Origin of the sequence: Sutcliffiella sp. NPDC057660 (assembly GCF_042800035.1) — a bacterium.
Lineage (GTDB): Bacteria > Bacillota > Bacilli > Bacillales > Bacillaceae_I > Sutcliffiella_A.
Genome location: NZ_JBHVHV010000001.1, coordinates 35,815 through 58,796, shown reverse-complemented (window position 1 = coordinate 58,796; position 22,982 = coordinate 35,815). Strand labels below are relative to the sequence as shown.

The following is a 22,982-nucleotide window of genomic DNA, read 5'->3' as shown; positions in this document are numbered from 1 at the left end:
GTTTTTATGCATACTAGCAGGTGATTGGAGCAATAGGCGAAGACTCCTGCGGGAGGTAGCGATCAGTGGAGACCCCACAGGCGAAGCCGAGGAGGCTCCACGATCGCCCCGCGGAAAGCGAAGCCTAGTGCGGAAATCAACTGCGGTGTTAAACGGGACCACAAAAAATTTCTTAGAATACTAAGGAGGAAATTAACATGGCAGTAAAAATTGGTATTAACGGATTTGGACGTATTGGACGTAACGTATTTCGTGCAGCATTAAAAAACTCTGAGGTAGAAGTAGTAGCAGTTAACGACTTAACAGACGCTAACATGCTTGCTCACCTTTTAAAATATGACAGCATTCACGGCAAATTGGCTGCTGACGTGAAAGTGGACGGAGACAACCTTGTAGTTGACGGCGTAACAATCAAAGTAACAGCTGAGCGTGACCCAGCGAAATTGTCTTGGGGCGAGCTTGGAGTTGACATCGTTGTTGAATCTACTGGTTTCTTCACAAAGCGTGCTGACGCTGCGAAACACTTAGAAGCTGGAGCGAAGAAAGTAATCATCTCCGCACCTGCATCTGATGAAGATATCACAATCGTAATGGGTGTTAACGAAGACAAGTACGATGCAGCTAACCACAACGTTATCTCCAACGCATCTTGTACAACTAACTGCTTGGCGCCATTCGCAAAAGTATTGAACGACAAGTTCGGTATCAAGCGTGGAATGATGACAACTGTTCACTCTTACACAAATGACCAACAGATCTTAGACTTGCCACACAAAGACTACCGTCGTGCGCGTGCAGCAGCTGAGAACATCATCCCGACTTCTACAGGAGCTGCAAAAGCGGTATCCCTAGTATTACCTGAACTAAAAGGTAAATTGAACGGTGGAGCAATGCGTGTTCCAACTCCAAACGTTTCCCTGGTTGACCTTGTTGCTGAACTTAACACGGACGTAACTGCAGAAGAAGTAAACGCAGCGTTCAAAGCAGCTGCAGAAGGCGAATTAAAAGGAATCCTTGGCTACTCCGAAGAGCCACTAGTATCTGGTGACTACAACGGTAACCCTGATTCATCCACTATCGACGCATTATCTACAATGGTAATGGAAGGCAGCATGGTAAAAGTTATCTCTTGGTACGACAACGAGAGCGGATACTCTCACCGTGTAGTTGACCTTGCGAAGTACATCGCTTCTAAAGGACTTTAATTCTTAAATATTTGGAATAAACCACGAAAGCATTCTATAATAAGAAATGTGAAGTAGAGGGGGATTGGGGAACACACCCCCTCCCTCTTTTCATGTTTTTGAAAAACTACAAATTCCTTTTAAGGGAGGCCGTTTGAAGATGAACAAGAAAAGTATTCGTGACATCGACGTAAAAGGCAAACGCGTATTTTGCCGCGTGGACTTTAACGTACCGATGAAGGATGGACAAGTAACGGACGAAACTCGTATCCGCGCAGCATTGCCGACCATCAAGCACTTGGTTGATGGAGGAGCGAAAGTGTTGCTTGCGAGCCACCTGGGCCGTCCAAAAGGGCAAGTAGTGGAAGAGCTTCGCTTAAATGCGGTAGCAGCCCGTTTACAGGAGCTTCTTGGTAAAGATGTGAAAAAAGCGGATGAAGCTTACGGTGATTCTGTGAAGAACATGGTAAGCGAAATGAGCGAGGGAGACGTTCTTTTACTTGAAAACGTTCGTTTCTATCCTGGTGAAGAGAAAAACGATCCGGAACTTGCAAAAGAGTTTGCAGCACTTGCTGATGTTTACGTAAACGATGCTTTCGGCGCAGCTCACCGTGCACATGCTTCCACAGAAGGTATTGCTCAGCACTTACCGGCAGTAGCAGGCCTCTTAATGGAAAAAGAATTAGAAGTACTAGGCAAAGCACTTTCCAATCCAGATCGACCATTTACGGCGATTATTGGAGGAGCGAAAGTTAAAGATAAAATCGGTGTGATTGAAAACCTGCTGAACAAAGTGGATAACATCATCATCGGTGGCGGACTGGCCTATACATTCATCAAAGCAAAAGGCTATGATGTTGGAAAGTCCCTGTTGGAAGAAGATAAAATTGATCTGGCTAAATCGTTCATGGAAACAGCAAAAGAAAAAGGCGTAAACTTCTATGTTCCTGTGGATATAGTAGTTGCAGACGATTTCTCTAACGATGCAAACACAAAAATTGTTCCTATTGAAGAAATTCCAAGTGACTGGGAAGGACTGGATGCCGGACCAAAATCTCGTGAAATCTACGCAGATGTCATCAGAAAATCCAAGCTTGTTATCTGGAATGGACCAATGGGAGTATTTGAACTGGATGCATTTGCCGGTGGGACAAAAGCAGTAGCAGAAGCCCTGGCAGAAGCAAAGGATACATACTCTGTCATTGGTGGAGGAGACTCTGCTGCTGCGGTTGAAAAGTTCAACCTGGCAGACAAGATGAGCCATATCTCGACTGGTGGCGGCGCGTCCCTAGAGTTCATGGAAGGCAAAGAGCTTCCTGGCGTTGTGGCGTTAAACGATAAGTAATACAGCAAGATAAAATCTGGCTTTGAAAGGAAGGATACCATGCGTAAACCAATTATTGCTGGTAACTGGAAGATGCACAAAACTCTTTCTGAAGCGACAAGCTTTGTGGAAGAGGTAAAGGGACTTGTACCTTCTCCAGATAAAGTGGACGCAGTTGTATGTGCGCCTGCATTATTCTTGGAGCGTCTTGTAACAAATGTAGAAGGCAAGGATCTTAAAATAGGTGCACAGAACATGCACTTTGAAGATAGCGGAGCTTTTACAGGAGAAGTCAGCCCTGTAGCTTTAAAGGATATCGGTGTCTCTTACGTCGTTCTAGGTCACTCTGAGCGTCGTGAAATGTTCGCTGAAACAGACGAAACAGTTAACAAGAAAACTCTTGCTGCATTCAAACACGGTTTAGTACCCATCGTTTGCTGCGGAGAAACATTGGAAGAGCGCGAGTCCGGCAAAACCAATGACATCGTTGGAGATCAGGTGAAGAAAGCTTTAACAGGCTTAACAACTGATCAAGTAAAAACAACTGTTGTTGCATATGAGCCTATCTGGGCAATCGGAACAGGCAAGTCTTCCACTGCTGAAGATGCAAACGAAACTTGCGCACACATCCGTAGTGTCATTGCTTCTGAATTCGATCAAGCTGCAGCAGATGCAGTCCGCATTCAGTACGGCGGAAGCGTAAAGCCGACGAACATTGCGGAATACATGGCGCAATCCGATATCGATGGAGCGCTTGTAGGCGGAGCAAGCTTAGAGGCACAATCTTTCTTACAGCTTTTGGAGGCAGGTAAGAATGAGTAAAAAGCCAGTAGCATTAATCATCTTGGACGGTTTCGCATTGCGCGGAGAAACAATGGGTAATGCCGTTGCGCAAGCAAATAAACCAAACTTCGATCATTTCTGGAATACCTATCCTCATGCTGAATTGACAGCTAGCGGGGAACAGGTTGGACTACCAGAAGGACAGATGGGCAACTCCGAGGTTGGCCATTTGAACATCGGGGCAGGACGCATCGTGTACCAAAGCTTGACACGTGTGAACGTGTCAATCCGAGAAGGCGATTTTTATGAAAATGACACCTTCCTGAATGCCATCAACCATGCAAAACAGAACGGCAAGAACCTCCATATCTTCGGCTTGCTGTCCGACGGTGGCGTGCACAGTCATATCCAGCATCTATTTGCGCTATTGAAGCTTGCAAAAAGAGAGGGATTGGAGCGCGTGTATATCCATGGTTTCCTTGATGGCCGCGATGTTGCACCTAAATCCGCGCCTGTATTCATCAAGCAGCTGAACGAACTGCTTCTTGACCTTGGAGTCGGGGAAATCGCAACAATTTCTGGACGTTATTACTCCATGGACCGTGACAAGCGCTGGGATCGTGTGGAAAAGTCCTACCGCGCCATGGTATACGGAGAAGGCCCGGTCTACTCCAATGCGATGGAATGTATCAATGACTCTTACAACAACGGAATCTTTGATGAGTTCGTTCTTCCTTCTGTCATGACAAAGGAAGATGGTAGCCCTGTTGCAACCATCCAGGAGGACGACGCGGTTATATTCTATAACTTCCGTCCAGACCGAGCGATTCAAATTTCCAATACGTTCACAAACAAGGATTTCCGCTCCTTCGACCGTGGACCTAAGCACCCGGACAACCTGATGTTCGTCTGCTTTACACACTTCAGTGAAACCGTGGACGGCTATGTAGCGTTCAAGCCGGTCGGAATGGATAATACACTTGGTGAAGTACTATCCCAAAACGGCCTGAAACAGTTGCGTATTGCCGAAACGGAAAAATATCCACATGTTACCTTCTTTATGAGCGGTGGACGTGAGGAAGCCTTCCCTGGTGAGGAACGTATCCTCATCGATTCTCCAAAGGTGGCAACCTACGACCTGAAGCCGGAAATGAGTGCCTATGAAGTGACAAGTGCACTCCTGGCCGAAATTGAGGCGGACAAACATGATGCGATCATCCTGAACTTCGCAAACCCTGATATGGTCGGGCACTCCGGAATGCTTGAGCCAACGATCAAGGCTGTGGAAGTGACAGATGAATGCTTAGGAAAAGTGGTAAATGCCATTCTTGCAAAAGATGGTGTGGCCATCATCACCGCAGATCACGGAAATGCCGATGAAGTCGTCACGACAGAAGGTAACCCAATGACTGCACACACAACAAATCCTGTACCTGTGATCGTAACCCGCAAAGGTGCGGAATTACGTGACGGAGGTATTCTTGGCGATTTGGCACCAACAGTGTTAGACTTGCTTGGAGTGGCAAAACCGAATGAAATGACTGGAACGTCTTTAATTAAAAAATAAATTTAACTCAAAGGAGAGTTTTACATGCCAATTATCTCTGATATTTACGCACGCGAAGTCCTTGACTCCCGCGGTAACCCAACAATCGAAGTAGAAGTTTACACAGAATCAGGTGCGTTCGGACGCGCATTAGTACCAAGTGGAGCATCAACTGGTGAGTACGAAGCAGTTGAACTGCGCGATGGCGACAAGTCCCGTTACCTAGGAAAAGGTGTTCAGCAAGCGGTTGAAAACGTGAACGAGCACATCGCTCCTGAACTTGTAGGTCTTTTCGATGTTCTTGAGCAAGTGGCAATTGACGAAGCATTAATCGAGCTTGACGGTACAGAAAACAAAGGTAAATTAGGTGCAAACGCGATCCTTGGTGTGTCCATGGCAGTAGCACGTGCAGCAGCTGACTTCCTTGAAGTTCCTTTATACCAATACTTAGGCGGATTCAATGCAAAAACTCTTCCAGTACCAATGATGAACATCATCAACGGTGGAGAGCACGCTGACAACAACGTAGACATCCAGGAATTCATGGTAATGCCTGTTGGTGCGGAAAACTTCAAAGAAGCGCTACGTATGGGCGCTGAAATCTTCCACGCTCTTAAATCAGTATTAAGTGCTAAAGGCTTAAACACTGCTGTAGGTGACGAAGGCGGATTCGCTCCAAACCTAGGTTCAAATGAAGAAGCACTTCAAACAATCATCGAAGCAATCGAAAAAGCCGGCTACAAACCAGGCGAGCAAGTAATGCTGGCAATGGATGCTGCAGCTTCTGAGTTCTACAACAAAGAAGACGGCAAATACCACCTAAAAGGTGAAGGCGTAGTCTACACTTCTGAGGAAATGGTTAGCTTCTACGAAAAAATGGCAGAAAAATACCCAATCATCTCCATTGAAGACGGCTTGGACGAGAACGACTGGGAAGGCTTCAAGCTATTGACTGAGCGCATCGGAAGCAAAGTACAACTAGTTGGGGACGATCTTTTTGTAACAAACACAAAGAAATTGTCTGAAGGTATCGAACGCAAAATCGGTAACTCCATCCTGATCAAAGTGAACCAAATCGGAACACTGACAGAAACATTCGAAGCAATCGAAATGGCAAAACGCGCTGGCTACACAGCAGTAATCTCTCACCGCTCCGGTGAAACAGAAGACAGCACAATCGCCGACATCGCCGTAGCAACAAACTCCGGCCAAATCAAAACAGGTGCACCATCACGTACCGACCGCGTAGCAAAATACAACCAACTACTTCGCATCGAAGACCAGCTTGGGGACACAGCTCGCTACGACGGATTGAAATCTTTCTACAACCTTAAAAAATAAGTTACCTGGACCCGGCTAATGCCGGGTCTTTTATTTTCGGGAATACAGTCTTCAAAACCATTACAACCCCACGCATCAACCAAGCCAAAGAGCCCTGTAGGCTCTTCGCTACCACCAAACAAAAGTCACCAGCCTCCCCAAAACAAACTCCAAAAAAGTAGAAAAAGATAATTACCTATTTTAAATAAAGAGACGACGGCTGCCTGGGGCCTGACCCTCCGCCACCACAAAACCTAAACCCCACACTGTCAGTCGCCTCAATACTTAATGAATAGCATGACAACTGCGAGGGTCAGGCCCCGGTCTTAAGCATCCTTGCCCTAACAACATTCCAAAGCCAAACCCCCCCCACACTACCAGTCGCCCCCATGCAATCTAAAAAATACAACAACTGCGAGGGTCAGGCCCCGATCTTAAGCCGCAATCCCCAACAAAAACTCCAAACCCGTCACCCCATTTTTCCCTCTTGTCCCCCTTCACAATATATGGTACATTTAATGTAATGTTATATGTGCGTTCGCAGGAGGTGTAGGTTTCATGACGATCTTATTAACTGTCTTACTTATTATTGTAGCACTAGGACTTATCGCAGTTGTTTTACTTCAATCCGGTAAAAGTGCTGGCCTTTCAGGAGCAATCTCCGGAGGAGCGGAAACACTTTTCGGTAAACAAAAAGCGCGCGGTCTAGACCTTATTCTACACCGTACAACAGTTGTTCTTTCCGTGTTATTCTTCATCCTAACACTGACAATTGCATACTTCGCTTAATAAATAAAAACCACTTTCCAAAAGGAGAGTGGTTTTTACTATTTTATGATAGGAAATGAAACCGTCACATCTGTACCGATACCTTCCTGACTCATAAATGAAATCGTTCCATTATACTTTTTCACGATATTAAAGCAAATCATTAATCCCAATCCGGTACCCTTGCTTTTCAACGAATAGAAGGGAGTACCTATTGTTTGCAACTGTTCCTCTGTCATCCCTACACCTTGATCTGAAACCACGATTTGAACCTTTTCCTTTTCCTTTTTCACCCGGACTTCAATTGTATCCCCGGCCTTGGATGACTCAATCGCGTTCTTGAAAATATTCACAAAGAGCTGCTTGAACTCCAACAGGCTGCAGGATACATCGCAGTCATCCTCTACGATAAGGCGAATCTGAATTGTTTCCATCAATGCATACGAATTAATCAAATCCAATACATTATGAAGTGATTCCTTTACATTCACAACATCCGATTCCATATCACTAGGCTTTGCCAATGACAGAAAGTCCGAGATGACTCTTTCCGCCGTTTTCAGTTCCTCGAGCATCAGTTCATAATGCTTCCTTTTTTCCTGAGGCTGGTCGTTGCTGTACAATTGCAGAAATCCCTGTACAACGGTGATCGGATTCCGGATTTCATGTGCAACCGCAGCCGCCAGCTGTCCGGTTGTCTTCAGCCGTTCATCCTTTTGAATCTGCTGATAGTATAGCTTTTGATTTTCAATGCGTTTCTCCAACAGCAAGAAAATGAACAGAAGCATCACCTGACTAGCCAAGAAGTTGATTGCATATCCTAACACATCTTTATGAAATAGAAAATAAACTTCGCCTTTATCCACAAAAATGACATAGAGCATGAACGACAAAACTACGGCAACATTTCCATGCAAAGTGAAGTAGAAGAGCTTCTTATTGAAAAAAAGAATGGCAATCCCCGGAATGAAACAGATGATCAGCATCGGAGATAATGTAAACGGATATATCACAAACATCAAATAAAAATAAATGGCCAGCATAATATTAATGCTAGTTCTTATCAAAGATGTCTGTTTTTTTGGATAAACCCATATCAATATGGTATTTACCGCTACTACTATGGCATGAAGATAGAAGGAGATGCCTAAATGCTCCTGAGTAAAGAACGTAAGCAGTACGCCTAGAATCATCAATATAATACCCGTACCCATTACAAGGCGATATACCTTTAAGTTCGGTAACCCACTTAAATCCTTCATATTAAAACATCCTTAAAAATAAATTATATGTATATAATACTAGAATTGGTGAAGGATTTATATGAATCCCTCGTTTCTTTTCCTTTTTTGAGACACAAAAAAACCGGGATGTATGAACTGCTTAGTCAGCATTCATAATCCAGGTTTTAGATTTCAAATATTAATGCTTAATTATTAACTAATACCTCTCGTTGATTCCATAAAAAAAATCCCTTATTTCCTCTTCAGTCAAACCTATTTCTTTAGCTTCCAGTATTAAATCGATCCATTCCGAATCTAAATCATTAGCCACTTGTACCTTCCTCCTTACTGCCTTTTTGACTGTACATTTGCCATTTTTGAAACTGGAGATAATCTCGATATTTAACAAAGTCCTCTTTTGTCATACCTTCTCGGATGGCTTTCTGGATTAACTTTTTCCATTCCTCATCTACGATATTTCGGTTTTTTTCTACTTCAGCAAGTGATACCCCATCTAGTAGATATTCTATGTCTGTCCCTAAACTTAATGATATTTTCTGAAGAAACTGCAACGAAGGATTTGTTTGAAGATCCCGTTCTAAATAGCTTAAATATGATTTTGATACGCCAGCTTTTTCAGCAAGCTCGCTTAACGAATACCCCTTGCTTTTCCTTAGCTTTCTAATCCGCTCTCCTATCATTATCTATCTCCTTATTTTTATGTATATCGTTCATTATATAGCACTATTTGTTCTTTGGAAAAAACGAAAAGATTAGAAAACGAGCGAATAATGAAGATAATAAAAGAAAAAGATTCTTTATGATTAAAAAATAGATAGATTCAATGTTTTTTATTAAGAACGAAATGTTATATAATTCTTATCAAAATTCATATAATAAGGATGATTACCCTCGATGTACATGAAAATTTGCAGTAGATGCAAGCATAACTCTTATAGCAGTGTTGAATTTGGGAGTTGGGAATGTCCCAGTTGCAAATATGATATTACAGATCAGAATAAATTCATGGCAAACCGGAATTTTGAAAGAGAAAAACTAATGCTTGGAAAGAAGATAATTACACTTACTTTAAGGAAGAGTGAATTCAATAGAATAGTTTGAACAAAAGAAGCGAAATTGTTCGTTGACACGTTCTATATAATGAACTATAATTTGGTTAAATCAAATATTGTAAATTTTTTTACATTGATTGTTCTTAATAAAGCATAGTGTTTTTTCACAAGAAAGTAGGCGAAAGTCATGAATAATGGGAAAGAAAAGGAAATAGAAATCAGTAAAATAATTAAACTACTTATAAAAAAGTCATGGATACTGATTCTAATAGTAATGATTACAACTGCCGCTTCAGCATTTTACAATTCAATTTCCAAGCCGACACCCCTTTACCAAACATCCGCCAGTTTACTTATACAGGATAGTTCAAGCTTTATTAACACTTTAATGGTTTTTGTAAAAGAGCCTCCTGTGCTACAGTCGGTTATTCAGGAACTTGACCTGCAGAGATCCATGGAAAGCTTAAGTAATCAAATCAGTGTTCATACTGTAGAAAGTTCGCAAATAGTAAAAATAGCAGTAATTGACTCTGATCCGCATCGCTCGGCTGAAATTGCGAACAAAACAGCGGAAGTTTTTAAAACCCAAGTGGCGAGCACGTTGGATTTCAAATCCATTGAAATATTATCACCTGCAGAAGTAAAGGAAAATCAGCAGCCAATAAATCCAGAATCCAACCGTTTAATACAAATAGGATTTGTGCTAGGTATCATTATAGGGATTGGATTCATTTTCTTACTGGACAGTCTGGATAACAAAATAAGATCCGAGCGTGATTTGGAAAATTTATTGGAAGTTCCTGTACTTGGAACTGTTTCAAAATATAAAAAGAAAATACTTTCCAACAATAAAGAGAAAAAGAGTGAATCCTATGTAAGAGGTGACGTCAGTGAATCTAAATCTATTTAAAAAAGGTTTTAAACGTAACATAAAGCAAACACCTCAATCATTAATTGAAGAGATAGAAAGAATAAGGTTGAATGTCGAATTTTCATCCTTTGAAAATAAATGTAAAACGCTCATATTCACTTCTCCGTGTTATAAAGAAGGAAAGACGACCATCGTCACTCACCTGGCAGCTGCCTTAGCAGAAAACGGCCAAACTGTGCTTCTTATCGATACAAACATAAAAAAGCCAACCTTGCATAAGGTATTCAAAATAAAAAATACGATGGGCTTGACTAATATCCTGACTGGTCAAAAAACATTTGAGGAAACCGTCAACCAAACAAATATTGGTAGATTAAAAGTTTTAACTGCCGGACCTATCCCATATAGCACGGAGAAAATTTTCAAATCGACTACCTTGGATCAACTTCTTAAAGTGATATCAAGCTCCTTTGATTACATACTTATCGATTCAGCTCCAGCCCTGGAAGGAAATGATACGAGGATATTTGCCAGTAAATGTGATGGAGTCATCCTCGTCGTTAAAAATGGTAAGACGGAAAATTCTCTCGCACTAGAAGCAAAGAAAGCTTTGGAAATCGCCAAGGCAAACTTGCTTGGTGTCATATTGAATGCGAAGCCTAGAGGATTACTGAATAAATTTTTTTAAACCTTTCGTTCTTAATTAAGAAATTTGATTGCTATATAACGGCGATGTCTCCTTGCCGGTATCAATGGAGGCACTCGATCATGCTGTGGGTGTAACAGCCTTAGACACAAGTTGTCGGTAGTGTGGTGTGAGGGCGGGTTGAATGCCCATGTTTAATTAAATTCCTTAGGAATGGAACCGAAGTAGTATTCGATCTATCCTTAAGGAATTTAAACTATAACCATTTTCAGGAGGGAGGAAAGGAATTGACAGGTTTTATCAGATTATCTTGCTTATTGTTTACAGATCTATTATTACTTTTTCTCGCTATCATATTAGGTGATTTTCTTGCAACCGGTAGTTATATCGGTGGAAATAATCAAACTTTACTTTTTTCCATTATCTCTTTATTAGTAGGGCATTCATTGATTTCTCACAAGTATAAGCTGTACAGGAAGGCATGGGAGTATGCGAGTGTGGGGGAATTATACATAATTATTAAGATCGTTACGTTAAACACACTTCTTACAGCTACAGCCCAACTTCTTATACTAGACGGAATCCAAACGCGATTCCTTATATCAACCTGGTTTATTTACCTGGTATGTATTGGAGGATCTCGATTCGCTTGGAGGATAGTAAGAGACAGTTACTTGATTAAAAAGGAATCTGTGAAGCGGACCCTGATTGTGGGAGCTGGTGCGGCAGGTAGAATGGTAGCTAGACAGTTACTAAATAATCCCGCTTCTGAGTTACAGCCGGTAGCATTTATAGATGATGATACCAAAAAGAAAAATCTGGATATTTTGGGTATTCCCGTTGTAGGATCTAAACAGGATATTGCAGATACAGTCGAAAATTTGGCAATAGATCATATCGTCATAGCTATACCTTCTTTGCATCAAAAAGAACTCCATAAAATATTCCTGGAATGTGGAAAGACGAAGGCAAAGACTCAAACACTTCCTATGTTGGAAGATTTAATGACAGGCAAGGTTTCTGTGAACCATTTCAGAGATGTGCAAGTGGAGGATCTATTAGGGAGACCACCGGTAGAATTGGATATTAATAGTATTTCAGAAACCATCACTAATAGAGTAGTCCTTGTTACTGGGGCTGGTGGATCTATAGGGTCAGAAATTTGCCGGCAGGTTTCCATGTTTAATCCGGCCAAACTTATTTTGCTAGGGCATGGTGAAAATAGTATTTACTCCATTGAAATGGAGCTAAAAGAGACATATAAAAATACAAAAATAGAATTCATCACCGAAATTGCAGATATACAGGATAGTAAGAAAATGAACACGGTGATGGAAAAACACTCTCCGTATATTGTCTATCATGCTGCAGCACATAAACATGTACCTTTGATGGAAAGGAATCCGGAAGAGGCCGTAAAGAATAATGTAATGGGAACAAAAAATGTGGCTCTTGCAGCTAATTGGAACAACGTCCACACCTTTGTCATGATTTCTTCCGATAAAGCAGTTAATCCTACAAGTGTGATGGGAGCAACGAAGCGATTGGCGGAGATGATCATCCAGGACCTTGATAAGAAGAGCACGACGAAATTTATTGCGGTACGATTTGGGAATGTGTTAGGTAGTCGAGGAAGTGTCATTCCATTATTTAAAAAGCAGATACTTGTCGGGGGTCCGGTTACGGTTACCCACCCTGATATGATCAGGTATTTCATGACCATACCCGAAGCTTCCAGACTGGTTATCCAGGCAGGTAGTCTTGCCAGGGGCGGAGAAATCTTTGTCCTTGATATGGGGGAACCTGTAAAGATACTTGATTTGGCAAAGAATCTAATAAAGCTTTCCGGTCATTCCGTAGAAGATATCGGAATTGAATATTCAGGTGTCAGACCAGGAGAGAAGCTTTTTGAAGAACTATTAAACGAAAATGAAATACAAGATAAGCAAGTCTATCCAAAGATTTATATCGGGAAAACATCCCAGTTATTTATGAACGAAATCGAGGAGATGCTTGATACACTTGAAGAATCTGAAAGCCAGCATATCAGAGAGACATTACTGAGTCTGGCAAACAGAAAAGTAGTGGAGGAAGAGCAGCCGGTATCAAAAGTGATGTTATCGGTAACAGGATAAATGAGGGAGTGAGACTAGTGAAAGTAAGAAAGGCAATAATACCGGCAGCTGGCCTTGGAACCAGGTTCCTTCCAGCAACAAAGGCCATGCCAAAAGAAATGCTGCCGATCGTGGATAAGCCAACCATTCAATATATTGTGGAAGAGGCAATTGAGTCAGGAATCGAAGACATAATTATCGTGACAGGAAAAGGAAAAAGAGCAATTGAGGATCATTTCGATCATTCATTCGAGCTTGAGCAGAACTTATTGAACAGAGGGAAAGTGGAGCTGTTAAATGAAGTGCAGAAATCCTCGAAGATGGTGGATATTCATTATATACGCCAGAAGGAGCCAAAAGGGTTAGGTCATGCCATATGGTGCGCCCGCAAGTTTATCGGGAATGAACCGTTTGCTGTCTTGCTTGGCGACGACATTATCCAATCAGATACACCTTGTCTAAGACAGATGATGGATCAATACGATCGATTCAGCTCCAGTATATTGGGAGTTCAAAGTGTAAATCCGGAACAAGTATCCAGATATGGGATTGTAGATGGTAAAGAAATAAACAACCGCTTTTATAACATTAATGCTTTAGTAGAAAAACCTAAATTGGAAGAGGCGCCTTCCAACCTCGCCATCATGGGGAGATACATCCTGACACCAAGGATTTTCGACATACTTGAAACACAAGCACCTGGAGCAGGAGGAGAAATCCAACTAACAGATGCAATCGCCGCATTGAATCATTTTGAGGCGGTCTATGCCTATGAGTTTGAAGGAAAGCGGTACGATGTTGGGGAAAAGATGGGTTTTATTGAGACAACAATTGAATTTGCCCTTAAGCATGAAGATCTGAGGTATCCATTACTGGAGTTCCTTTCTGATGTTATGAATAGGGAAACAATTAAATAGTGGGTGAAGATCATGGCTAAAAAAATTCTGTTTTGTGCAACGGTCGATTACCACTTTAAAGCCTTCCATCTTCCAACGATGAGATGGTTCAAAGAACAGGGGTGGGAAGTCCATGTTGCAGCATCCGGGAACATCTCTTTGCCATTTACAGATCAGAAATACAATATCCCAATTCAACGATCACCTTTTAAAGTAGGAAATATCAAAGCATACAAGGAATTAAAAACTATCATATCTGAAAACCAATATTCTATCATACACTGTCACACCCCACTTGGAGGAGTGCTGGCCCGTCTAGCATCAAGGAATGCCAGAAAGGCAGGGGCAAAAGTTATTTACACTGCACATGGTTTTCACTTTTGTAAAGGTGCTCCATTATTAAACTGGATTATCTATTATCCTATTGAGAAGTTACTGGCCCGCTTAACGGATTGCTTGATAACCATCAATACAGAAGACTACAGCCTGGCAGTTGACCATCAGTTTAAAGCTGCGCGAATCGACCTGGTAAACGGAGTAGGTGTTGATACAACACGGTTTCAACCATTCACAGAAAAGCAGAAAAAAGAGCGTCGACTCAAGCTTGGCTTCAAGCAAGATGACTTTCTTCTATTTTATGCAGGAGAATTCAATAAGAATAAAAATCAAAAGCTTCTCATAAAAGCCATGGCAAACCTGAAAGACGAGCTTCCCAAAGCTCGTCTTTTGCTTGCAGGCGAAGGAACGCTATTGGCTGAATGTGAAAAGTTGGCAGAAAGACTTGGAGTATCGTCCCAAGTGGAATTCCTGGGATTCAGGAAAGACATCGACCAGATCCTCCCAGCATGTGACGTCGCGATAGGATCCAGTTTCCGTGAAGGCCTTCCGGTGAATATTATGGAAGCCATGGCTTGTGGGCTCCCAGTTGTTGCGAGTGACAACCGCGGACACCGGGAACTGGTGAAGGATGGATGGAATGGGTTCCTGATAAAGGATATGGATGTTGAGAGTTTTCAACATTCAGTGAAAAAAATCTATCTGAATAGAAAGATAGGGAACTCATTGGGGGCGAACGGCAGACAATACATACAACTTAAATTCAATAAAGAGAGCGTTTTTAATCAACTAGCCATGGTGTATAAAGATTTCATGAATGACAAAGAGGTGAGAAGGCTTTGGGAAGCCCATTAAGAATACTGCATGTTGTTGTTAATATGAATCGTGGTGGTGCTGAAACGCTTTTGATGAACTTATATAGAAACATTGACCGATCAAGAATCCAGTTTGATTTCCTTACATGTAAAGAAGGGGTTTTTGACCAAGAAATTCAAAGGCTAGGTGGTAAGGTTCATCGTATTCCTTATATTTCAGATGTTGGACACAGGGGATATATCAGAGAACTGATCAACTTTTTTAGCTCTCATAAGGAGTATAGAATAGTTCATTCTCACTTGGATAAGATGAGTGGACTTGTCTTAAAGGTTGCAAAGGATCATAATATCCCAAATCGAATTGCACATAGTCATAATACGAGCAGTGAAGGAAGTATGCTTGCCCGACTATATAAATGGTATGTAGGTAAAGCGATTTTGATAAATGCAACTCACTACCTCGCATGCTCTGATAAGGCTGCTCAGTGGTTGTTTAAAGGACAAAAAAAGAATGCGAGAGTCCTTAAAAATGGAATCGAGCCTGGGACCTTTATGTTTTCACCTCAATGGAGGGAAAAGGTAAAAGAAGAGTTCCAACTTGATAGTTCTGCTTTTGTATTGGGTCATATCGGCAGGTTTAATAAACAAAAGAATCATTCGTACCTGTTGGATGTATTTGCAAAAGTGGCTAAGGAGAATAAGCATGTATATCTTTTACTGATAGGAGATGGAGTAATACGTAAAGAGATGGAGAAGAAGGTTCACCATTTAGGACTGGGGAAAAGAGTCATTTTCTCGGGTGTAAGAAGTGATATTCCTAGCCTTTTACAAGGGATTGATTTGTTTGTATTCCCTTCCTTACACGAGGGTTTACCGGTTACATTGATTGAGGCTCAATGTGCAGGATTACCGTGTCTGATTTCAGATACCATTACGAATGAAGTTGATTTGGGATTGGATCTGGTGAAATTCCTACCATTGAAAATGCAAGAAAAATGGGTGAAGGAGATTAATTTGCTCTCAACAACATCAAAGAATAGATCTACAAATTCTGCCTCAGCATTAACTGAGAAAGGGTATGACATCAGAAACACGGCATCATGGGTGGAAGGTTTTTACTCGGCAATATAAAGGGTGGAATGGAAATGAAATTATTGACGGTTTTTACACCAACATATAATAGAAGCTATTGTCTTGGGAAATGTTACGAAAGTTTAAAAGATCAAACAAGCAAAGATTTCATTTGGTTAATAATCGATGACGGGTCAACTGATGGAACAAAAGAATTAGTAGATACTTGGAGAAACGAAAACCAGATAGAGATAGTGTATATTTGGCAAGAAAACCAAGGGATGCATGGTGCCCACAACACTGCCTATGAGCATATCACAACCGAATTAAATGTATGTATTGATTCGGATGACTATATGCCAGAGGATGCGGTAGAGAAAATAGTGTCCTTTTGGAAAGAACATGGAAGCGAGAAAGTAAGCGGAATCGTTGGCTTAGATCTTTTTACAAACGGTAAGGTTATTGGGACGCCATTACCTAAAGGGCAGAAAACATCCACACTTTTCAATTTGTATTACAGACACGGCGTAAAGGGAGATAAAAAGTTAGTATACAGAACAGAATTAACTAAAAGATATCCCTATCCCACTTTTAAAGGAGAAAAATATGTAGGCCTAGATTACAAGTATTATAAATTGGATCAAGACTACGAATTACTTATCATGAATGAAGCATTATGTATCGTCGAGTATCTTCCTGATGGTTCATCAGTAAATATGTTAAGGCAATATCGTAAGAATCCAAAGGGATTTGCATTTTATCGAAAAGAATTGATGAAGCTTCCATTTGTAAGTTTTAGATTCAAGGTTAGGCAAGCTGTTCACTATGTATCCAGCAGTTTGTTCATGAATAACAGGAATTTTATTTCCGATGCTCCTGACAAGGGAATTACAACCTTGGCCATCCCATTTGGATATCTGCTGTATTTATACATTGTTTCGAAAACAAGGATTGCTTAGAGTGCTGTTCATGAAAGGATTAAAGAAAAATGACTGTACTTTATCTTAACCTGGTAATTGTGTTTTCCTTGGCTTTTGCCGCTCGTTACTTTTCCACACCTGCTCTGTCTACTTCCATTTATTCGCCTGTTGAAATTAAACCGAATAGATATTTAACGATGTTGGCCATGGTCACACTAATATTAGTATCAGGATTACGTACAAATATCGGGGACACATATTTTTATCGGCACTCTTTCCAAATACAGGAATTTTCTTGGGGGTTTGTATGGAGTGAAAAGGATATAGGATTTGGCATCCTTCAAATGATATTAAAAACTTTGTCTGGAGATCCACAAATTTTAATTCTAGCAACTGCATTTATAACCAATATGCTAATCGTATTAGTCCTATACAAGTACTCTAGAATGATAGAACTTAGCCTCTTTGTTTATATAACAAGTGGCTTGTTCTTAGTCTCCATGAATGGCATAAGACAATTTCTTGCTGCAGCCATTATTTTTGCAGCGACAAAATACATCATGGATGGAAGTTGGAAAAAATTCATTGTAGTTGTCTTATTGGCCTCCACTTTTCATCAAAGTGCACTCATACTTATTCCTATCTATTTTTTGGTCAGAAGAAAAGCCTGGACCAAGTCTACATTTGCTTTGTTAGTTGTTGCTATGATTGTCGTGGTTGGGTATAACCAATTTTCAAGCATACTTTTTAGTGCGTTGGAGGATACACAATACGGACATTACAGCGAGTTCTCGGAAGGTGGCGCCAGTATCCTAAGGGTAGTAGTTTATGCTGCGCCATTATTTATTGCGTATTTAGGCAGAGAGAAGCTTAGAGATATCTTCCCCAATAGTGATTATATTGTCAATCTCTGTATATTGAATCTGATCTTCATGATAATTGCTTCGCAAAATTGGATATTTGCAAGATTTACTATTTACTTTGGCCTATACAATTTAATCTTAATTGCTTGGGTAGTCAGGTTAGTAAAAGAAAAAGACCAAAAATTCCTCTATTATGGGATATTTATTTTCTACTTAGTTTACTTTTACTATGAACATGTCATCGCATTGGGTATTTTGTACAAGAGCAATTATTTATAAGGAGTCTAAATTATGTCTATAGGAGATAAATGTACACAGGAAAAGTTACAAAACATCCTGCTTTCCATCTATAAAAAAGGGCAGGAGTCGAAAGACATCAGTGTCCTTGAAGTTATTGAAGATATTAAACTTGAGTTTCTAAACATGAAAAGCAATGGGGATTAAGCCATTATAAAAGGGGGCAAAGAATATGAAAAGAATTGTAGATATCATCCTATCATTACTCTTATTATCATTACTTTCCCCCATCATTGTAGTTGTTCCGATTTTAATTAAGTTTAAACTAGGATCACCAATCCTTTTCAAACAGCAAAGACCAGGTCTGAACGGAAAACCATTCATCCTTTATAAATTTAGGACCATGACAAATTCCGTTGATAAGTATGGAAGATATCTTTCAGATGAATTAAGGTTAACATCATTCGGATCATTCTTAAGAAGATACAGTTTGGATGAAATTCCGCAATTTATAAATGTCTTAAAAGGTGAACTTAGTATCGTAGGACCAAGACCACTCTTAATGGAATACCTTCCACTTTATAGTAAGGAGCAATTTAAGAGGCATTTAGTGAAGCCTGGAATTACAGGGTGGGCACAAGTGAATGGACGAAATGCAATCTCTTGGGAGGAGAAGTTTGACTTAGACATATGGTATGTCAGAAACTATTCCTTTTTCCTTGATATGAAAATCCTCTTTTTAACGGTTGTAAAAGTATTGAAAAGGGAAGGGATAACCCAACCTGGATATGCAACTATTCAACCTTTTTCAAGAGTGAAATCAAGAGTTGGTGGTGGTCATGGATGATTAAAGTGATTATTGTCGGTCAAGGCGGACATAGCAAAGTAGTCAGTGAAGCTATTGCTCTACAGAGGGACACAAAAATCATTGGATATCTAGATGATAATTATAATGAACTGAAGCTTGAAAATGAGCTTTATTTGGGTCACATCCGATCAAACAAAGAATTACTACTAATTGATCCGGACATTAAGTTTATCATTGCAATCGGAAATAACAAAGTGAGAAAAATGATCGTGGAGAAAATGGCCTTGAAAGAAACACAGTATCTTAAAGTGATTCATCCGAAAGCGGTAATCAGTGCCTCCGCAACAATAGGAGTCGGTGCAGTTATACTCGCGAATGCAGTAGTAAACACGGATGCGAAGATAGGAGCACATACGATTATAAACACAAGCGGTATTGTGGAGCATGATAATGTCGTTGAGGACTTTGCACATATATCTCCCAATGCAACCTTAACAGGCGCGGTTCATATTGAAGAAGGTGTGCATATCGGGGCAGGAGCCAATGTTATACCGAACATAAGTATTGGGAAATGGTCAACGATCGGAGCAGGTGCAACAGTAATAAACCATATACCTGCATTTAGTACAGCAGTAGGTGTCCCTGCCAGGATAAAAGCGAAAGAAGGTGATGAGGTTGTCGCAATCAATGTCCAATAATAGAATCTATCTGTCCCCCCCTCACATGAGTGGAAGGGAAATGAAGTATGTGCTAGAAGCTTTCCAAACAAATTGGATTGCCCCACTCGGCCCGAATGTCGATGCTTTCGAAAAAGAAATAGCCAGTTATGTAGGAGTCAATGATGCTGTAGCAGTTAGTTCAGGAACTGCAGCGATTCATTTGGCTCTTTCTTTATTAGGTGTGGGAAAAGGAGATACTGTTTTCTGTTCCACTTTAACATTCGTAGCGAGTGCGAATCCGATTCTTTATCAAGGAGCGGAGCCGGTATTTATTGATTCGGAACCGGAAACTTGGAATATGTCACCTGAAGCGCTACAAAATGCTTTAATTGATGCGTTAATTCACGGAAAGCTACCCAAAGCAGTTATAGTTGTTAACCTATACGGACAAAGTGCAAAAATGGATGAAATCTTGGAGCTGTGTAATCATTACGGTGTTCCAATAATAGAGGATGCTGCCGAGTCCTTGGGTTCTTTCTATAAAGGTAAGCCGAGTGGTACCTTTGGTGAATATGGTATCTTTTCCTTTAATGGGAACAAAATCATTACTACCTCCAGTGGTGGAATGCTAGTTTCAAATGACACTAACAAAACAAAAGAAGCACGTTTTTTAGCTACACAGGCAAGAGATCAAGCCGTACATTATCAACATAGCAGGATGGGGTATAACTATCGTCTCAGCAACATCTTAGCTGGTGTCGGGAGAGGACAATTGGAGGTATTGGAAGAAAGGGTGGAATCAAGGAGGGCTATTTTCGAGCGGTATTATAACGAGCTTGCCCAATTACCAGGCGTTCACTTTATGCCAGAGTTGGAAAATACGCGAACGAATAGATGGCTAACGGCCCTGACAATAAATGAGGAAGAGGCTGGAGTGACTGTTCAGGAATTACTCAGTCATCTGGCTGACAACAATATAGAGGCGCGTCCGGTATGGAAACCACTTCATTTGCAGCCGTTGTTTCAGTCTGCAGCCTATTACCCTCACAGTAATGGAGAAAGTATATCGGATCTGTTATTTAACAATGGAATATGTCTTCCTTCAGGGTCGAATCTAACGATCGATGAACAATACAGAATCATCAATATTATTAAAGAATCGATGAAAGCAGTGGTGGAAAAGCTTGCTTGAAAGTAGTGAAAATCCTTTGGATATGAACAAGAAAATTAGGGTTCTTCACATTGTCGGTGCCATGAATAGGGCAGGGACGGAAACCATGTTGATGAATATATTTAGGAACATTGATAGATCAAAGGTTCACTTTGATTTTTTATCATTTAGTCTACAGCCAGCACATTATGATGAAGAAATTATTCGCTTAGGTGGTCGAGTTATAAGGATTAGTAAGACACAGTCACTGATGAATATGATCAAAGCATTAAAAGATTATGGTCCATATGATGTCGTGCATTCCCACACCTTGTTTCATTGCGGGATGGCAAACCTTGCAGCCAAGCTTGCCGGCGTTAAGATTCGGATTGCACATGCGCACACCACGCTTGATAAGAATGATACATTCTTGAGGAAGCTGTATATATTCTCCATGAGAACTGCGACCAAATTATTTTCGACTCACTACTTGGCATGTAGTAAACAAGCTGGAGCGTATTTATTTGGTAACGCAACAGAAGAGAATCAAAAGTATATGTACTTTCCCAACTTAATCGATTACCCAAAGTTTATGGCTGGGAAAAAAGAAGAAGTGTCAGTGTTTAAAAAGGAATCAGGTTTGGAAAATAAGAAAGTTATAGGTCATATAGGAAGATTTATCGAAGCAAAGAATCACCGGTTTTTACTGCAGCTTTTAAAATGCCTCATAAAAAAAGATGACTCTTTCGCTTTGCTGCTAGTTGGTGATGGTGATTTAAAAGAGCAGATCGAAGAAGCTGCAAAGAATGAAGGTGTTTCCAACTACATCAGGTTTGTTGGGCTAAGAGAAGATGTTGATACAATGCTTCAAACCATGGATGTTTTCGTGTTCCCATCCAAATATGAAGGTCTAGGTCTCGTCCTACTTGAGGCACAGGCAAGCGGGTTGCCTTGTATCGTGTCGGAAGCCATCCAGCCTGAAGCAGATCTGAAATTGGGATTATTCACAAGACTCTCCTTAAAAGATGATCATGATTTATGGGCAGAGAAAATAATCGAAATAACCAATCAAAATAAAATGGAAGTATCCATGATCAGTAGCTCCTTTGAAAAAAGTGGTTACTCCTTAACTAAAGGTATTTCTAAATTAGTGAAAATCTACAACGGAAAAAATCAATGGAGGGAAATATGAAAAGGATTTTAATTTCGTCCTTCGATATGGAGGTGGGCGGGGTTGAGCGCAGCCTGTTAAGTATGTTGAATAACTTTGACTATGAAAATCATGAAGTGGACCTCATGTTATATAGCCATACGGGGGATTTCATGAACCTTCTCCCCAAAAAAGCAAGGTTGCTTCAAGAACTACCGGCATATAAAACCTTCCGATTATCTATAGGGGAAACAGTAAAAAGAGGTAACATCGGAATTGGGGCACTCAGACTATATTCCAAGCTAATTACAACCCTGGATAGATCAGCGGAAAGTGGATACAAACAAATGCAATATATGTGGAAATACTCCTTGCCTCTTTTACCGAAGCTCGACAAAGAATATGATGTAGCCATCAGTTATTTATGGCCGCATTATTTTGTTGCCCACAAGGTGGATGCAAAGAAGAAGATTGCCTGGATTCACACTGATTATTCAACAGTAGATACCGAAATACAGCTGGATCTGGAAATGTGGGACAGATTTCATTATATTGCAGCCGTTTCTGAGGAATGCAAAAATGCATTTTTGGTAAAGTACCCATCGCTTAGCAAAAAGGTGATCGTCTTGGAAAACATTACAGCTCCTGCATTAGTAAGAGAGTTATCCAAAGAAAAGATTGATAATCCGTTGGTTGCTGATTCACGGTTTAAAATAATCACCGTGGCAAGGCTATCGCATGCCAAAGGGATTGATCAGGCGGTAAATGCCATGAAAAAACTAATAGCTAAAGGCTATGAGGATCTGGTTTGGTATGTTGTGGGATACGGGGGGGATGAAAATGCCATTAGAATGCTAATAGCTTCTAATGGGTTGGAAGATCACTTTATTCTTTTAGGAAAGAAAATAAACCCCTATCCTTTTATAAAGGAAGCAGATCTATATGTGCAACCATCGAGATATGAAGGGAAGGCTGTCACAGTCGGTGAAGCTCAAATAATTGGGAAACCGGTTTTGATTACAAATTATCCAACCGCACGCAGTCAAGTACAAGATGGAGTGGATGGCATCATCTGCGACTTATCCATAGAAGGTATAGCAGAGACAATTGAAGTGTTGTACCGCAATCCAGAGCTTAGAAGCAGACTTGCCCATAATTGCCTGTCAACAAATTATGAAAATCATTCAGAACTAGATAAGCTTTATCAATTGGTTTAAGGAGCGGA

General features: G+C 40.7%; 23 protein-coding genes. 20 read left to right on the top strand and 3 right to left on the bottom strand.

Annotated features, from left to right (window positions below; all coding sequences use genetic code 11):
* The first annotated feature begins 197 nt into the window (after window positions 1-197).
* From gap to secG, 6 genes are all read left to right on the top strand, one after another.
* Complete coding sequence (gap, locus tag ACFVAD_RS00290) at window positions 198-1,205, top strand: type I glyceraldehyde-3-phosphate dehydrogenase (RefSeq protein WP_386634643.1); 1,008 nt, start codon at window positions 198-200, stop codon at window positions 1,203-1,205.
* 139 nt (window positions 1,206-1,344) lie between these two features.
* The gene (locus tag ACFVAD_RS00285; protein ID WP_386634640.1) at window positions 1,345-2,529 is read left to right on the top strand and encodes a phosphoglycerate kinase; all 1,185 of its coding nucleotides are present in this window, start codon (window positions 1,345-1,347) and stop codon (window positions 2,527-2,529) included.
* Window positions 2,530-2,568: 39 nt separating this feature from the next.
* Complete coding sequence (gene tpiA, locus ACFVAD_RS00280; RefSeq protein WP_386634637.1) at window positions 2,569-3,330, top strand: triose-phosphate isomerase; 762 nt, start codon at window positions 2,569-2,571, stop codon at window positions 3,328-3,330.
* Window positions 3,323-4,858 (top strand): 2,3-bisphosphoglycerate-independent phosphoglycerate mutase, encoded by a 1,536-nt coding sequence (gene gpmI, locus ACFVAD_RS00275; RefSeq protein WP_386634634.1) that lies wholly within the window; start codon window positions 3,323-3,325, stop codon window positions 4,856-4,858. Before tpiA ends, gpmI begins: the two co-directional genes overlap by 8 nt.
* A gap of 24 nt (window positions 4,859-4,882) precedes the next feature.
* Window positions 4,883-6,178, top strand: coding sequence for a phosphopyruvate hydratase (eno, locus tag ACFVAD_RS00270; RefSeq protein ID WP_204412494.1), 1,296 nt, complete (start codon window positions 4,883-4,885; stop codon window positions 6,176-6,178).
* A 537-nt stretch (window positions 6,179-6,715) separates the two neighbouring features.
* Window positions 6,716-6,946 carry a preprotein translocase subunit SecG gene (gene secG, locus ACFVAD_RS00265; RefSeq protein WP_386634630.1) on the top strand — a complete coding sequence of 77 codons (231 nt, stop codon included), beginning with the start codon at window positions 6,716-6,718 and terminating at the stop codon, window positions 6,944-6,946.
* Window positions 6,947-6,984: 38 nt separating this feature from the next.
* Here the strand turns inward: secG and ACFVAD_RS00260 are convergent, their stop codons facing one another.
* The 3 genes from ACFVAD_RS00260 to ACFVAD_RS00250 form a co-directional block, all read right to left on the bottom strand.
* Window positions 6,985-8,187, bottom strand: a complete 1,203-nt coding sequence (locus ACFVAD_RS00260) for an ATP-binding protein (RefSeq protein ID WP_386634628.1) — start codon at window positions 8,185-8,187, stop codon at window positions 6,985-6,987.
* Window positions 8,188-8,365: 178 nt separating this feature from the next.
* Window positions 8,366-8,479 (bottom strand): anti-repressor SinI family protein, encoded by a 114-nt coding sequence (locus ACFVAD_RS00255; protein ID WP_386634625.1) that lies wholly within the window; start codon window positions 8,477-8,479, stop codon window positions 8,366-8,368.
* Window positions 8,472-8,849 carry a helix-turn-helix domain-containing protein gene (locus tag ACFVAD_RS00250; protein WP_386634623.1) on the bottom strand — a complete coding sequence of 126 codons (378 nt, stop codon included), beginning with the start codon at window positions 8,847-8,849 and terminating at the stop codon, window positions 8,472-8,474. The genes ACFVAD_RS00255 and ACFVAD_RS00250 overlap by 8 nt, the downstream gene beginning before the upstream one ends.
* 559 nt (window positions 8,850-9,408) lie before the next feature.
* Between ACFVAD_RS00250 and ACFVAD_RS00245 the strand changes: the two genes are divergently transcribed.
* The 14 genes from ACFVAD_RS00245 to ACFVAD_RS00180 all read left to right on the top strand — a co-directional run bounded on the left by ACFVAD_RS00245 (window position 9,409) and on the right by ACFVAD_RS00180 (window position 22,974).
* Complete coding sequence (locus ACFVAD_RS00245; protein WP_386634620.1) at window positions 9,409-10,131, top strand: YveK family protein; 723 nt, start codon at window positions 9,409-9,411, stop codon at window positions 10,129-10,131.
* Window positions 10,112-10,780, top strand: coding sequence for a CpsD/CapB family tyrosine-protein kinase (locus tag ACFVAD_RS00240; RefSeq protein WP_386634617.1), 669 nt, complete (start codon window positions 10,112-10,114; stop codon window positions 10,778-10,780). The genes ACFVAD_RS00245 and ACFVAD_RS00240 overlap by 20 nt, the downstream gene beginning before the upstream one ends.
* A gap of 245 nt (window positions 10,781-11,025) precedes the next feature.
* Entirely contained in the window at window positions 11,026-12,873 is a 1,848-nt protein-coding gene (locus ACFVAD_RS00235; RefSeq protein WP_386634614.1) for a polysaccharide biosynthesis protein, read from the top strand.
* A gap of 17 nt (window positions 12,874-12,890) precedes the next feature.
* Window positions 12,891-13,769, top strand: a complete 879-nt coding sequence (gene galU, locus ACFVAD_RS00230; RefSeq protein WP_386634612.1) for a UTP--glucose-1-phosphate uridylyltransferase GalU — start codon at window positions 12,891-12,893, stop codon at window positions 13,767-13,769.
* A gap of 9 nt (window positions 13,770-13,778) precedes the next feature.
* Entirely contained in the window at window positions 13,779-14,939 is a 1,161-nt protein-coding gene (locus ACFVAD_RS00225; RefSeq protein ID WP_386635342.1) for a glycosyltransferase family 4 protein, read from the top strand.
* Window positions 14,924-16,030, top strand: a complete 1,107-nt coding sequence (locus ACFVAD_RS00220) for a glycosyltransferase family 1 protein (RefSeq protein ID WP_386634609.1) — start codon at window positions 14,924-14,926, stop codon at window positions 16,028-16,030. The genes ACFVAD_RS00225 and ACFVAD_RS00220 overlap by 16 nt, the downstream gene beginning before the upstream one ends.
* A gap of 14 nt (window positions 16,031-16,044) precedes the next feature.
* A complete protein-coding gene (locus ACFVAD_RS00215) occupies window positions 16,045-16,929 on the top strand; it encodes a glycosyltransferase family 2 protein (RefSeq protein ID WP_386634606.1) in 885 nt (294 codons plus the stop codon).
* Window positions 16,930-16,958: 29 nt separating this feature from the next.
* The gene (locus ACFVAD_RS00210) at window positions 16,959-18,032 is read left to right on the top strand and encodes an EpsG family protein (protein ID WP_386634604.1); all 1,074 of its coding nucleotides are present in this window, start codon (window positions 16,959-16,961) and stop codon (window positions 18,030-18,032) included.
* A 12-nt stretch (window positions 18,033-18,044) separates the two neighbouring features.
* Entirely contained in the window at window positions 18,045-18,197 is a 153-nt protein-coding gene (locus tag ACFVAD_RS00205; protein ID WP_386634601.1) for a YwzD family small protein, read from the top strand.
* A 25-nt stretch (window positions 18,198-18,222) separates the two neighbouring features.
* Window positions 18,223-18,837, top strand: a complete 615-nt coding sequence (locus ACFVAD_RS00200; protein ID WP_386634599.1) for a sugar transferase — start codon at window positions 18,223-18,225, stop codon at window positions 18,835-18,837.
* On the top strand, window positions 18,837-19,496 hold the full coding sequence (locus tag ACFVAD_RS00195) for an acetyltransferase (RefSeq protein ID WP_386635339.1): 660 nt from the start codon (window positions 18,837-18,839) through the stop codon (window positions 19,494-19,496). The genes ACFVAD_RS00200 and ACFVAD_RS00195 overlap by 1 nt, the downstream gene beginning before the upstream one ends.
* Window positions 19,486-20,649: a DegT/DnrJ/EryC1/StrS family aminotransferase gene (locus tag ACFVAD_RS00190; RefSeq protein ID WP_386634597.1), complete on the top strand. Its 1,164-nt coding sequence runs from the start codon at window positions 19,486-19,488 to the stop codon at window positions 20,647-20,649. Before ACFVAD_RS00195 ends, ACFVAD_RS00190 begins: the two co-directional genes overlap by 11 nt.
* On the top strand, window positions 20,642-21,799 hold the full coding sequence (locus ACFVAD_RS00185) for a glycosyltransferase family 1 protein (RefSeq protein ID WP_386634594.1): 1,158 nt from the start codon (window positions 20,642-20,644) through the stop codon (window positions 21,797-21,799). Before ACFVAD_RS00190 ends, ACFVAD_RS00185 begins: the two co-directional genes overlap by 8 nt.
* On the top strand, window positions 21,796-22,974 hold the full coding sequence (locus ACFVAD_RS00180; RefSeq protein ID WP_386634591.1) for a glycosyltransferase: 1,179 nt from the start codon (window positions 21,796-21,798) through the stop codon (window positions 22,972-22,974). The genes ACFVAD_RS00185 and ACFVAD_RS00180 overlap by 4 nt, the downstream gene beginning before the upstream one ends.
* Window positions 22,975-22,982: the final 8 nt, after the last annotated feature.

Excerpts from the sequence above, each read along its gene's own strand:
- ACFVAD_RS00215 (WP_386634606.1), top strand. The coding sequence starts at position 16,045 with ATGAAATTATTGACGGTTTTTACACCAACATATAATAGAAGCTATTGT.
- ACFVAD_RS00245 (WP_386634620.1), top strand. The coding sequence starts at position 9,409 with ATGAATAATGGGAAAGAAAAGGAAATAGAAATCAGTAAAATAATTAAA.
- ACFVAD_RS00210 (WP_386634604.1), top strand. The coding sequence starts at position 16,959 with ATGACTGTACTTTATCTTAACCTGGTAATTGTGTTTTCCTTGGCTTTT.
- ACFVAD_RS00205 (WP_386634601.1), top strand. The coding sequence starts at position 18,045 with ATGTCTATAGGAGATAAATGTACACAGGAAAAGTTACAAAACATCCTG.
- gap (WP_386634643.1), top strand. The coding sequence starts at position 198 with ATGGCAGTAAAAATTGGTATTAACGGATTTGGACGTATTGGACGTAAC.
- gpmI (WP_386634634.1), top strand. The coding sequence starts at position 3,323 with ATGAGTAAAAAGCCAGTAGCATTAATCATCTTGGACGGTTTCGCATTG.
- ACFVAD_RS00260 (WP_386634628.1), bottom strand. The coding sequence starts at position 8,187 with ATGAAGGATTTAAGTGGGTTACCGAACTTAAAGGTATATCGCCTTGTA.
- ACFVAD_RS00180 (WP_386634591.1), top strand. The coding sequence starts at position 21,796 with ATGAAAAGGATTTTAATTTCGTCCTTCGATATGGAGGTGGGCGGGGTT.
- ACFVAD_RS00285 (WP_386634640.1), top strand. The coding sequence starts at position 1,345 with ATGAACAAGAAAAGTATTCGTGACATCGACGTAAAAGGCAAACGCGTA.
- ACFVAD_RS00200 (WP_386634599.1), top strand. The coding sequence starts at position 18,223 with ATGAAAAGAATTGTAGATATCATCCTATCATTACTCTTATTATCATTA.
- secG (WP_386634630.1), top strand. The coding sequence starts at position 6,716 with ATGACGATCTTATTAACTGTCTTACTTATTATTGTAGCACTAGGACTT.
- ACFVAD_RS00190 (WP_386634597.1), top strand. The coding sequence starts at position 19,486 with ATGTCCAATAATAGAATCTATCTGTCCCCCCCTCACATGAGTGGAAGG.
- ACFVAD_RS00250 (WP_386634623.1), bottom strand. The coding sequence starts at position 8,849 with ATGATAGGAGAGCGGATTAGAAAGCTAAGGAAAAGCAAGGGGTATTCG.
- tpiA (WP_386634637.1), top strand. The coding sequence starts at position 2,569 with ATGCGTAAACCAATTATTGCTGGTAACTGGAAGATGCACAAAACTCTT.
- eno (WP_204412494.1), top strand. The coding sequence starts at position 4,883 with ATGCCAATTATCTCTGATATTTACGCACGCGAAGTCCTTGACTCCCGC.